This is a genomic window from Aeromonas oralensis (genome assembly GCF_049665575.1).
In the GTDB taxonomy this organism is placed as follows: domain Bacteria; phylum Pseudomonadota; class Gammaproteobacteria; order Enterobacterales; family Aeromonadaceae; genus Aeromonas; species Aeromonas hydrophila.
Genome location: NZ_CP187186.1, coordinates 4333123 through 4345250 on the forward strand (window position 1 = coordinate 4333123; position 12128 = coordinate 4345250).

The 12128-nt window shown below is 59.0% G+C and carries 10 protein-coding genes, 3 tRNA genes and 4 pseudogenes; 4 read left to right on the forward strand and 13 right to left on the reverse strand.

Translation table 11 applies throughout. The features are described 5' to 3' along the window. Positions 1-111: 111 nt before the first annotated feature. The 10 genes and pseudogenes from rplL to ACPDZI_RS20360 form a co-directional block, all read right to left on the reverse strand. Entirely contained in the window at positions 112-477 is a 366-nt protein-coding gene (gene rplL, locus ACPDZI_RS20315; protein WP_011707702.1) for a 50S ribosomal protein L7/L12, read from the reverse strand. A 51-nt stretch (positions 478-528) separates the two neighbouring features. After that, on the reverse strand, positions 529-1029 hold the full coding sequence (gene rplJ, locus ACPDZI_RS20320) for a 50S ribosomal protein L10 (protein WP_011707703.1): 501 nt from the start codon (positions 1027-1029) through the stop codon (positions 529-531). Positions 1030-1285: 256 nt separating this feature from the next. Beyond that, a complete protein-coding gene (gene rplA, locus ACPDZI_RS20325) occupies positions 1286-1987 on the reverse strand; it encodes a 50S ribosomal protein L1 (protein WP_011707704.1) in 702 nt (233 codons plus the stop codon). 4 nt (positions 1988-1991) lie between these two features. Continuing rightward, positions 1992-2421: pseudogene (gene rplK / locus ACPDZI_RS20330) on the reverse strand (50S ribosomal protein L11). Between the two features lie 133 nt (positions 2422-2554). Beyond that, positions 2555-3106 (reverse strand): transcription termination/antitermination protein NusG, encoded by a 552-nt coding sequence (nusG, locus tag ACPDZI_RS20335; RefSeq protein WP_005306318.1) that lies wholly within the window; start codon positions 3104-3106, stop codon positions 2555-2557. Between the two features lie 9 nt (positions 3107-3115). Beyond that, a complete protein-coding gene (gene secE, locus ACPDZI_RS20340) occupies positions 3116-3487 on the reverse strand; it encodes a preprotein translocase subunit SecE (protein ID WP_011707705.1) in 372 nt (123 codons plus the stop codon). A gap of 60 nt (positions 3488-3547) precedes the next feature. Continuing rightward, positions 3548-3624, reverse strand: a tRNA-Trp gene (locus ACPDZI_RS20345). Positions 3625-3677: 53 nt separating this feature from the next. After that, entirely contained in the window at positions 3678-4862 is a 1185-nt protein-coding gene (tuf, locus tag ACPDZI_RS20350) for an elongation factor Tu (RefSeq protein ID WP_011707694.1), read from the reverse strand. A gap of 171 nt (positions 4863-5033) precedes the next feature. Next, a tRNA-Gly gene (locus ACPDZI_RS20355) sits at positions 5034-5108 on the reverse strand. Positions 5109-5146: 38 nt separating this feature from the next. Next, positions 5147-5231, reverse strand: a tRNA-Tyr gene (locus ACPDZI_RS20360). 262 nt (positions 5232-5493) lie between these two features. Between ACPDZI_RS20360 and coaA the strand changes: the two genes are divergently transcribed. Continuing rightward, entirely contained in the window at positions 5494-6432 is a 939-nt protein-coding gene (coaA, locus tag ACPDZI_RS20365; RefSeq protein WP_011707706.1) for a type I pantothenate kinase, read from the forward strand. Between the two features lie 73 nt (positions 6433-6505). On the opposite strand, the pseudogene birA reads toward coaA, so the two are convergent. Together birA and murB are read right to left on the reverse strand one after the other, a co-directional pair. Beyond that, positions 6506-7470: pseudogene (birA, locus tag ACPDZI_RS20370) on the reverse strand (bifunctional biotin--[acetyl-CoA-carboxylase] ligase/biotin operon repressor BirA). Further along, positions 7467-8504 carry a UDP-N-acetylmuramate dehydrogenase gene (gene murB, locus ACPDZI_RS20375; RefSeq protein WP_323933889.1) on the reverse strand — a complete coding sequence of 346 codons (1038 nt, stop codon included), beginning with the start codon at positions 8502-8504 and terminating at the stop codon, positions 7467-7469. The pseudogene birA and the gene murB overlap by 4 nt, the downstream one beginning before the upstream one ends. Before the next feature lie 126 nt (positions 8505-8630). On the opposite strand from murB, the gene ACPDZI_RS20380 reads away from it, so the two are divergent. Further along, on the forward strand, positions 8631-9284 hold the full coding sequence (locus ACPDZI_RS20380) for a potassium channel family protein (protein ID WP_011707709.1): 654 nt from the start codon (positions 8631-8633) through the stop codon (positions 9282-9284). Further along, positions 9281-10635, forward strand: a pseudogene (locus tag ACPDZI_RS20385) (TrkH family potassium uptake protein). The gene ACPDZI_RS20380 and the pseudogene ACPDZI_RS20385 overlap by 4 nt, the downstream one beginning before the upstream one ends. A 27-nt stretch (positions 10636-10662) precedes the next feature. On the opposite strand, the pseudogene ACPDZI_RS20390 reads toward ACPDZI_RS20385, so the two are convergent. Then, positions 10663-11489: pseudogene (locus tag ACPDZI_RS20390) on the reverse strand (cupin domain-containing protein). Positions 11490-11589: 100 nt separating this feature from the next. Here ACPDZI_RS20390 and ACPDZI_RS20395 point away from each other — a divergent pair. Next, positions 11590-12123 (forward strand): carboxymuconolactone decarboxylase family protein, encoded by a 534-nt coding sequence (locus ACPDZI_RS20395; RefSeq protein WP_438833694.1) that lies wholly within the window; start codon positions 11590-11592, stop codon positions 12121-12123. The last annotated feature ends 5 nt before the right edge of the window (positions 12124-12128 follow it).

Here is a 12128-nt window from a genome sequence, read left to right on the forward strand (position 1 = left end):
CGAGAGTCGTAAACGGTGTGAAATGCTCTCAGTCTACAGCGCAAAAAGGCTGGTGAACAAAAATTCACCAGCCCTAGCCTGTTTTATCAGGCTAATCTACATAAATGCAGATTATTTGATCTCAACAGAAGCACCGGCAGCTTCCAGCTCTTTCTTCAGAGCTTCAGCTTCGTCTTTGGAGACGGCTTCTTTCAGGTTAGCCGGAGCAGCTTCTACCAGGTCTTTGGCTTCTTTCAGGCCCAGACCGGTGGCGCCACGAACGGCTTTGATGACGGCAACTTTGTTGGCACCGGCAGCAGTCAGAACTACGTCGAACTCGGTCTTCTCTTCTACTGCTTCAGCAGCAGCCGGGCCGGCCATTACGGCAGCAGCGGCAGAAACACCGAACTTCTCTTCCATAGCTTCGATCAGCTCAACAACTTCCATTACGGACATGGAAGCAACGGCTTCGATGATTTGGTCTTTAGTGATAGACATGACAAAAATTCCTGATGTTGAATAAACTCAAACAGCCTAGATAGGCGAGAATCAAGCAGCAGCTTGTTTCTGGTCGCGAACAGCAGCGATAGTACGAACCAGCTTGCCAGCAGAGGCTTCCTTCATGGTAGCCATCAACTTCGCAATTGCTTCTTCGTAAGTCGGCAGCGTGGCCAGACGATCAATTTGTGCTGCGGCGATAAACTCACCGTTAAAAGCGCCAGCCTTGATTTCGAACTTTTGGTTCGCTTTGGCAAACTCTTTGAACAGACGAGCGGCAGCGCCCGGGTGTTCGTTAGAGAAAGCAATCAAGGTAGGACCGGTAAATGCGTTGTTCAGGCACTCGTATTCGGTACCTTCTACCGCGCGACGCAGCAGGGTGTTACGCACAACGCGCATGTACACACCGGCTTCACGAGCGGTTTTACGCAGGACGGTCATCTTGTCTACAGTCACGCCGCGAGAATCGGCAATCACTGCAGAAAGAGCGCCTTTGGCAGCTTCGTTGACTTCAGCAACAATTGCCTTTTTGTCTTCGAGTCCCAATGCCATTGGCTTAACTCCTGGATTGAATCCGGGTCAAATGACCCAGTACTGACACATCCCCCCTACCTTTACAACAGAGGGGAACGATGCGGTAGCAGGATTCCAGAAGAGAAAGAATCTTTCTCGCTGGGTTTCCGGCACCGTCTACGCAGGAAGTATTAAGGCCTTACAGCCTCCTGCGGTCTTGGACGGAGGTCGAAGCCCCCAACCAATCAAGGCGCAAAATTATAGATTAAATTTTGCGCCTTGTAAAATCCATCAATTAGGCCTGAGCTTCCAGAGAAGCTTGGTCTACGGCAACACCGGCACCCATGGTGGTGGAGATGCTGACTTTCTTGATGAATACACCCTTGGCGGAAGACGGCTTGGCCTTTTTCAGGGCAACCAGCAGAGCTTCCAAGTTTTCTTTCAGCTGAACTTCGTTGAAAGAAACCTTGCCCAGGGTGGTGTGAATGATACCGTTCTTGTCATTACGGTAACGAACCTGACCAGCCTTGGCGTTCTTGACGGCTTCGGCAACGTTAGGAGTTACAGTACCAACTTTCGGGTTCGGCATCAGACCGCGCGGGCCCAGGATTTGACCCAGCTGACCAACAACGCGCATGGCATCCGGGGATGCGATAACTACGTCGAAGTTCATCTCGCCTTTCTTGACCAGATCGGCCAGATCGTCCATACCAACCAGTTCAGCACCGGCAGCTTTGGCAGCTTCGGCGTTGGCACCTTGGGTGAATACGGCTACGCGCACTTCGCGACCGGTACCGTGCGGCAGTACAGTTGCACCACGTACGTTTTGGTCGGATTTACGAGCATCGATACCCAGGTTAACGGCAACGTCAACGCTTTCAACGAACTTGGCAGTAGCCAGTTCTTTCAGCAGGGCAATGGCTTCGTTGATGGAGTACTCTTTGGTACCGTCAACTTTTTCGCGAATAACGCGCATACGCTTGGAAAGTTTTGCCATTGTCTTAATCCTCCACTACCAGGCCCATGGAACGAGCGGAGCCGGCGATGCAACGTACTTTTGCATCCAGATCGGCACCGGTCATATCCGGCTCTTTGGTCTTGGCGATTTCTTGCAGCTGAGCCACAGTCACCTTACCAACCTTGTCTTTGTTCGGCTTGGCAGAACCAGACTGGATACCAGCAGCTTTCTTCAGCAGGAAGGCAGCGGGCGGAGTCTTGGTTTCGAAGGTGAAGGAACGGTCGCTGTAAACGGTGATCACGACCGGAGTCGGTGAGCCTTTTTCCAGCTTTTTCTGTACGGGCGTTGAACGCCTTACAGAATTCCATGATGTTCACACCGTGCTGACCCAGAGCAGGACCAACGGGAGGGCTGGGGTTAGCACTGCCAGCCTTAACTTGCAGCTTGATATAAGCTGTGACTTTCTTAGCCATTACAAAAATACCTCAGAAATGGGTTCTAACGCCTCGGAGACATGCTCCTGCAAACGGCTCCCCAACTAATAAAGGGGCAGCGAATTATAATGACATTCGCTGCCCCTGACAACCGTTAACGAACAGAGTTTAATCAGCCCTTTTCGACCTGACCAAAATCCAGCTCTACCGGTGTAGAACGACCGAAGATCAAAACGGAGACCTTCACGCGGCTCTTTTCGTAGTCCACCTCTTCAACGGTACCGTTGAAGTCAGCGAACGGACCATCGGCAACGCGCACCATTTCACCCGGTTCAAACAGGGTTTTCGGACGCGGCTTGTCGTGGGCATCTTGCAGACGATTGAGGATGGCATCCGCTTCTTTATCAGAGATAGGAGCAGGACGATCAGAGGTGCCACCAATGAAGCCCATGACGCGCGGTACGTTGCGTACCAAGTGCCACGTGGTCTCATCCATGATCATCTGAACCAGGACGTATCCCGGGAAAAACTTGCGCTCACTCTTGCGCTTCTGGCCAGCGCGCATCTCGACCACTTCTTCGGTCGGGACCAGCACTTCACCGAACATGTCTTCCATGCCATGCATCTTGATATGTTCACGCAGGGATTTGGCAACACGGCCTTCATAGCCGGAAAACGCCTGCACCACATACCATCTCATACGTTGTTCACGTTGTTCAGTCATGGCTTATCCTTACACACCGGTAATCAGGTTGACCAACCAGACCAAGGCACCGTCCAGAATGAACAGCAACAGCCCCATCACGGCAGTCACCGCCAGCACAATCAGGGTTGTCTGAATGGCTTCCTGACGGGTCGGCCATACGACCTTGCGGACTTCCAGGCGAGACTCACGGGCAAATGCCAGTGTCGCCTTTCCCTTGGTGGTTTGCAGGGCTACTGCACCGGCAGCAGCAATGACAACGACCACACCCAGGGCGCGGACGGCAGCGACGACATCGTTGAGCAGGTAATTACCCACTACAGCGGCCGCCAGGATAATGAAAACCAGGCCCCAAAGCAGGGTATCCTTGCTTCCGCCCTGGCTCTCAGAACTAACACTCATACAACCCACCTGTATCTGACGTAACCAAAGACACAAAAGCCCCGTACGAGACGAGGTATATGGCAGGGGCGGCAGGACTCGAACCCGCAACCATCGGTTTTGGAGACCGCTGTTCTACCAATTCGAACTACGCCCCTGCATAAGAAAGCCCCTATTATAGGGGCTTTGCTTTATTTATGTAAGCCAAAGATTAAGCGATAACTTTAGCTACAACACCAGCACCTACGGTACGGCCACCTTCACGGATGGCGAAACGCAGGCCGTCGTCCATCGCGATCGGCGCAATCAGGGTAACAACCATCTTGATGTTGTCGCCCGGCATTACCATCTCTACGCCTTCCGGCAGTTCGATGGTACCGGTCACGTCGGTAGTACGGAAGTAGAACTGCGGACGGTAGCCTTTGAAGAACGGGGTATGACGACCACCTTCTTCTTTGGACAGCACGTACACTTCAGATTCAAACTTGGTGTGCGGCTTGATGGTGCCCGGCTTGGCCAGTACCTGACCACGCTCTACGTCTTCACGCTTCACGCCACGCAGCAGTGCACCGATGTTCTCGCCTGCACGACCTTCGTCCAGCAGTTTGCGGAACATTTCAACGCCGGTACAGGTGGTCTTGGTGGTATCTTTGATACCAACAATTTCCACTTCTTCACCAACTTTGACGATACCGCGCTCTACACGACCGGTTACTACGGTACCACGGCCAGCGATGGAGAATACGTCTTCGATAGGCATCAGGAACGGCAGGTCGATGGCACGCTCCGGCTCCGGAATGTAGGTGTCCAGGTGGCCAGCCAGTTCCAGGATCTTCTCTTCCCACTGAGCTTCGCCTTCCAGCGCTTTCAGTGCGGAACCACGGACTACCGGCAGGTCATCACCCGGGAAGTCATACTCGGACAGCAGTTCGCGAACTTCCATCTCGACCAGTTCCAGCAGCTCTTCGTCATCTACCATGTCACATTTGTTCATGAACACGATGATGTACGGAACGCCTACCTGACGACCCAGCAGGATGTGCTCACGAGTCTGCGGCATCGGGCCGTCAGTCGCTGCTACTACCAGGATCGCGCCGTCCATCTGGGCAGCACCGGTGATCATGTTTTTAACGTAGTCGGCGTGACCCGGGCAGTCTACGTGCGCGTAGTGACGGGTAGCGGTGTCGTATTCTACGTGGGAGGTGTTGATGGTGATACCACGCTCACGCTCTTCCGGTGCCTTGTCGATCTGGTCGAAGGCGAAAGCCTTACCACCGAAGTGCTTGGCCAGCACGTTGGTGATAGCGGCAGTCAGGGTGGTTTTACCGTGGTCAACGTGGCCGATGGTACCCACGTTAACGTGCGGTTTATTACGCTCAAATTTTTCTTTAGACATGATCGTCCCTCTAAACTAACGCTGAGTACGCGGTGGCAAGCTAACCACAGAACAGTTTATATGATGGATTTGAATCTGGTGGGGAAGAGAGGCTGGTGCTGACAGGCAGGTTCGATTGCCGAACTCACCCTAAGGTGTGGCTCTGCTATCGCCTGAGCCGTATCAGCATCTTGGAGCGGGCAGCGGGAATCGAACCCGCATCATCAGCTTGGAAGGCTGAGGTAATAGCCATTATACGATGCCCGCATTTCTCTAACCCAAAGAACTCAAACCGCAGAGAAATATGGTGGAGGGAGAAGGATTCGAACCTTCGAAGGCAGAGCCGTCAGATTTACAGTCTGATCCCTTTGGCCGCTCGGGAACCCCTCCAGTTGCATAAATGCCACAACGGTAATTCTGCTTGCACCCGTTGTTTTATCGCTTTTGCCGAGCAAATAGACGACAGACATCTAAGCGTCGCGCATTTTATGGTAAGCATTTTGGGGATGCAACCATTGCGCCTTGCAAAATGTGCATTATTGCCGGGAACCAGGCAAAAAAGGACTCACTCTCCGCTCGAAACCGTCGCTTCTCTTGTCGCTCCCCACCCCTTGGTGTATGGTCGCCCTGCCCAAGAAACAGTGATGACACCATGACGACAGAGCATAACCCCTATCTGCAATTCACCCGCGAACAATGGGCGTTATTGCGCGACTCGGTCCCTTTGACCCTGACCGAGCACGATCTGCAGACCCTGCGCGGGATCAATGAAAAGGTGTCATTGCAGGAGGTGGAAGAGATCTACCTGCCCCTCTCCCGCCTGCTCAATCTCTACGTCAAGGCCAAACAGCGCCGCAGCCGGGTACTGGAACAGTTTCTCGGTCAGTCCCGCGGCAAGGGTACCTACATCATCAGCATCGCCGGCAGCGTGGCGGGGGGCAAGAGCACCACGGCGCGCATCATGCAGGCGTTGCTGGAGCGCTGGCCGGAACACCCGCGGGTGGAGCTGGTCACCACCGACGGCTTTCTCTATCCCAACAAGGTGCTGGAAGAGCGCGGCCTGATGCGCCGCAAGGGCTTCCCGGAGTCCTACGACATCCGTCATCTGGTGGAATTTGTCGCCAACATCCGCGCTGGCCACGAAAAGGTCGAAGCGCCCGTCTACTCCCACCTTATCTACGACATCATCCCTGACGAGAAGAAGGTGGTGGAGCAGCCGGACATCCTGATCCTCGAAGGACTCAATGTACTGCAGAGCGGCATGGATTATCCGCAGGAGCCCCATAGAGTCTTCGTCTCCGATTTCGTCGACTTCTCCATCTATGTGGATGCCGAGGCCGAACTGCTGCGCACCTGGTATATCGAGCGCTTCCTCAAGTTTCGCAGCGGTGCCTTCTCGGATCCCGACTCCTACTTCCACCACTACGCCAAGCTGGCGGAGAGCGAAGCAACCAAGATCGCCAACAACATCTGGCAAGATATCAACTATCTGAATTTGAAAGAGAACATACTGCCGACCCGGGAGCGGGCCAACCTGATCCTGACCAAGGGCAACGAGCACGCCATCGAGCAGATCAAGCTGCGCAAATAGCGGCTACCAACACGAATCAACATGAAGAGGGGGCCCGCAGGCCCCCTCTTCTTCATCACGCTCGCCACCGCCTTCAGTCGCCCCGGCGCAGGGAGATTTCGCCGCCCAAGTAGAACTTGATCCCCTCTGCGGTCTCCAGCCGCAGGGCGCCGCGATCATCGATGCCGCGCGCCACGCCGCGGATCTCCTGCTCGCCCATCAGCAACCGCACCGGCCGCCGGCGAAGTGATCGAGCCGGTTCCAGTCCGCCACGAAGCTGGCGAGGCCACTCTGTTCGAAGGTGAGCATGGCCTGCTGCAGGTAATCGAGCACCCTGCCGGCCAGCAGATTGCGATCCACCAGTTCCGGCTGGATATGGCGCAGTTCGGACCAGGCCTGATCGATCCGCTCCCCCTCCCGGCTCGGCATCGCCAGATTGAGGCCGACCCCGATCACCAGATGGCAGCTGGCACCGGCACTGCCGCTCATCTCCACCAGAATGCCCGCCAGTTTGCGGCCCTGATAGTAGAGGTCATTGGGCCATTTCAGCTCCACCCCCGGATAACCGAGGGATTCCAGCGCCTGCACCACGGCCACGCCGACCGCCAGACTCAGTCCCATGGCGGCCGCCATGCCCTGCTCGAGCCGCCAGTACATGCTGAGGATCAGCTGGCAACCGAAGGGGGAGACCCAGGGCTTGCCGCGCCGGCCACGACCGGCGGTCTGACACTCGGCCAGGCAGCTCTCGCCGGAGCTCAGCTGGTTGACCCGCTCCAGCAGGTACTGGTTGGTGGAGTCGATGACCGGATAGCAGTGTACCGGCGCCATGGGCGCCAACGCCTGCAGCTGCGCCTCGTCATAGAGCGCCATCGGCACCGCCAGCCGATAGCCCTTGCCGGTCAGGCTGAACAAGTCCAGCCCCAGCTCCTTGAGCGCGGCCATGTGCTTGCTGACCGCCGCCCGGCTGATGCCAAGCTGCTCACCCAGCTGTTCACCGGAGTGAAACTGGCCGTCGCTGAGCAGGGTGATCAGGGTCTGTCTGATGGGGGTCAGGGTCATGAGAGCACCTCGTCGAGCCAGGTTTCACCGCTGCGCCCCATGAAGCGCACCTCGTGCTCCAGCAGCACGCCGAATTTCTGCTCCACGCTGTCGCGTACGTGAGCCGCCAGCGCGATAAGCTCCATGGCGCTGGCTCCGCCCAGGTTGACCAGCACCAGGGCCTGCTCCTGATGCACGGCGGCGCGGCCGATGGCAAAGCCCTTGAGGCCGCACTGATCGATGAGCCAGCCCGCTGCCAGCTTGGCCTGCCCGTCAGCGGTCGGGTAACAGGGAATGTGCGGATATTGCTGCTTGAGCTGGTCGGCCTGCGCCGCCGTCACCACGGGGTTCTTGAAGAAGCTGCCGGCATTGCCGAGCACGGCCGGATCCGGCAGCTTGGCCATGCGGGTGGCACAGACGGTGTCGAAGATGGCCTGCGCCGTGGGCTGCTCACCGAGCGCGGCCAGCGGGCCATAACCCGCCACCGGCTGCCAGGCCTTGGCGAGGCGCAGCCCGACGGCGGTGATGAAGTGGCTGTCCTGACAGGCGTGCTTGAAGACGCTGTCGCGATAGCCGAACCCGCAGGCGGCCGCCTCGATGCGCTCCAGCTGGCCGCTCTGCCAGTTGAACGCCTCCACATAGGCGCAGACGCTGGCCAGCTCGACCCCGTAGGCACCGATATTCTGCACCGGGGCGGCCCCGACCGTGCCCGGGATCAGCGCCAGGTTCTCGAGCCCGAACCAACCCTGCTGCAGGGTATGGCACACCAGCTCATGCCAGTTCTCGCCGGCCGCCACGTGCAGCAACCAGTGATCCCCCTCGTCGTGCAGCGTTATCCCCTTCAGACGGTTGAGCACTACAACACCGGCGAAGTCATCACAAAACAGCACGTTGCTGCCACCTCCCAGCACCAGCCGCGGCAAGTCGGCCAGCTCGAGGTCGGCTACCAGTTGCGGCAGATCGTCGATCCGTTCCACTTCGGCCAGCCAGCGGCAATGGGCATCGAGGGCGAGGGTGTTGAGCGTCAACAAGGAGGCGTAAGGGGTGAGTTTCATCTGCGTGTCCCGACAATGGCAAGCGGGCAGTCTACCTTATATTGCCGCCGGACGAAAAATCCGCCCCCTTTTCGGACTCATGCCGCAGGAGTAGAGTATCCGGCTCCGACGCTTGAGGAAGTACTCATGAACAACCAATTTGCCGTGATCGGCCTGGGGCTGTTTGGCAGCGCCTTGTGTGAAGAGCTGCAACGGCAGGATGCCGAGGTGCTGGCAATAGACATCGACGAGAGCAAGACCCGTCAGATAGCCACCCTCTGCAACCACGTGATCGTCGCCGATGCCACCGACGAGGCCACGGTAGCCGAACTGGGGCTGGCCGACTTCGACATCGTCTTCGTTGCCATCGGTGACAACCTCGAGACCAGCATCCTCACCACCCTCGTCCTCAAGGAAGCCGGCGTGAAGAAGGTGTGGGTCAAGGCGCGCGACAAGTTCCACGCCAAGATCCTGCAGAAGGTGGGGGCCGACAAGGTGATCAACCCGGAGTGGGACATGGGCCGCCGGGTCGCCCAGAGCATGCTGGACAACCGGTTGTTCGACTATCTGGAGCTGGGCCACGACATGGTGCTGACCGAATTCGTCATCGGTTTACCGCAAAATGGCCGCACCCTCGCCGACCTGCATCTGCTGCAACAGACCGAACTGCAACTGCTGGCCATCAAGCGCGGTCAGGTGCTGCACAACGTGCTGACCGGCAAAATGGAGCTGCAACTGGGTGACATCCTGATCCTGGCGGGCAACAAGCACGCCATCGACCACTGGCTGGAAACCCTATGACCCGCTGGCGTAGCAACTACGCCTTCGCCCTGCACCGAGACGACGAGTCGCGCTGGAGCGAAGCCAAGCTGATCCTCGGCAGCTTCCTGATCATCCTGCTGGTCGGCACCCTGTTTCTGGTGCAGCCCTCCAGCCACAACGGCGAAGTGAGCTTCATCAACGCCCTGTTCACTGCCACCTCGGCCATCAGCGTGACCGGGCTCGGGGTGGTGGATACCGGCACCGCCTTCACCCTGCAGGGACAGATCTTTTTGCTGATGCTGATGGAGATTGGCGGCCTCGGCCAGATGACCATGACCCTGCTGCTGATCGCCATGTTCAGCAAGCGGGTTGGTCTGCGCCAGCAGGTGCTGGCCAAGGAGGCGCTGGGTCAAGAGGGGTCGGTCAACATCATCCAGCTGGTGAAGCGGATCGTGCTGTTCGCCTTTATCGCCCAGCTCATCGGCACCGGCCTGATGGCCATCCGCTGGGTACCCGAGCTCGGCTGGGAGCGCGGTCTCTACGTCAGCTTCTTCCACGCGGTCTCGGCCTTCAACAACGCCGGCTTCTCGCTGTTCGCCAACAACTTGATGGACTACCGGGATGACCCCATCATCAGCCTGACCATAGCCGCGCTGATCATTCTGGGGGGATCGGCTTCACCGTCATCGTCGACCTGGTGCGCAATCGTCGCTGGCGCAAGCTCAAGCTGCACAGCAAGCTGATGCTGATCATGACCCCTAGCCTGCTGCTACTGGGCACCCTGATGTTCTGGCTGCTGGAGCACAACAACCCGGGCACCCTCGGCAAGGCCTCCTTCGGCGGTCAGTGGCTGGCGGCTTTCTTCCAGTCCACCAGCGCCCGTACCGCCGGCTTCAACTCCATCGACATCGGCCAGATGGTGCCCGCCTCCCTGCTGTTCATGATGATGCTGATGTTTGTCGGGGCCGGCGCCACCTCCACCGGTGGCGGCATCAAGGTGACCACCTTCGCGGTAGTGCTGCTGGCGACCAAGGCGTTTCTGACCAAGCGCCCCCATGTCACCGCCTTCGGCCGCACCCTGTCACCCCAGATCGTGACCCGCTCGCTGGCCATCATCATCGTCAGCACCATGGTGCTGATGCTGGCCATGTTCCTGCTGATGCTCACCGAGCAGCAGTCCTTCGACAAGATCATGTTCGAGACCATCTCGGCATTTGCCACCGTGGGGCTCTCCACCGGCATCACCGCCGGTCTGAGTGAACCCGGCAAGCTGATCCTGGTGCTGGTGATGATCTGCGGCCGTCTCGGTCCGCTGACCCTGGCCTTCATGCTGGCCCGTCCGAGCGAGACCCGCATCAAGTATCCGGAAGAAGCCGTCTACACCGGCTGATGACACCGGGGCCGGCTGCGGCCCCGGTCATTCGCGCTGCCGCGTCTTGAGCCAGCGTCCCGGGCTCATGCCGAACTCCCGTTCAAACGCCCGCCCAAAGGCAGTTCCGCCGCAGTACCCCGCCCCCAGCGCCACCTGAGTGATGGACTCCCCTGCCAGCAGCTGCTTACTGGCCAGCAACATGCGCCAGCGCGTCAGATAGCCCAGTGGCGTCTGCCCGGTCAGCGCCTGGAAATGGGCGGCGAAGCGGGCGCGCGACATGCCCGCCTCCCGTGCCAGCGTCTCGACCGTCCAGGGCTCGTCTCCCCGCTGATGCATGGCCGTGACGGCCCGCGCCAGACGCGGGTCGGAGAGCGCAGCCAGCATCCCCTGCCGGCAGTGCCCTTGCTCCACCAGATGGCGCAGCAGCAGGATCAGCAGCACCTCCAGCAGACGGGAGAGGATCGGTGGCTGGCCGTAGCGGTCGGCGAAGGCCTCCTCGAACAGCAGGGTCAGCACCGGCGCCATGGCCGGGATCGTCTGCAGCGGCAGTACCAGAGTATCCGGCAGCGCCAGCTGCAATGGTGAGTCACCGGCCGGTCCGAACGACACGCTGGCGCACACCAGATCGCAGCCTGCCAGCTGGCGCGGCCCGAGCCTGTGTCCGCGCCCACGGGGAAACAGGATCAGGGTCGGTTCGGTCAGCAGCAGGGGCTCGCCCCCTCCTCGCGCAGCAGCAGTTCGCCACGGCGCAGCAGGTGCAGGTGGCCACCAGCCGGATAGTCATGACTGTGGGAGTGCTGGCACAGGTTGCCGGCAAAGAAGAGGTTGGCCCGGGGTGCGGCATGGGCCAGCAGTATCGAGAGTGGATCCATGTTTGAGACGATAAGTCGCCAATAGTGGACTATGGGTGATAAACCGTACCATTAAAACCGGCATAGTGTCTCCCGTACCCAACCCAAACAGGAGCACATCATGAGTCGCATTCACCCCGTGAGCCAGCCCAAACCGGCTGCCGCCCCCACCTTCGCCGCCCTCAAAAGCAGCCTTGGCAAGGTTCCCAACCTCTACGCCACCCTCGCCCATTCACCCGCGGTGCTCAACGGCCTGCTCGGTTTTGCCGATGCGCTGGGCAAAGGGCGGCTCAGTGCCCGCCAGCGGGACCTGCTGGCACTGGCCATCGGCCAGGCCAACGCCTGCCAATACTGCCTGTCGGCCCACACCCTGCTGGCTGGCCGGGCCGGTTTCGATGACGACGCCATCCGGGCTGCACGTCTGGCCCAGGCGGCGGATCCACTCGATCACGCCCTGCTGCAGCTGGCGGTCGCCCTGGTTACCCAGCGCGGTGTCATCAGCGATCAACAACTGGCCGCAGCCCGTGCCGCGGGCGTGGATGATGAGCTGGCAATGGAGGTGCTGGGGCAGGTGGTCATCAATACCCTGACCAACTACGGCAATCATCTGGCGGCAACCGACATCGACTTCCCGCCGGTCACTCTCACCCCCTGACAAAG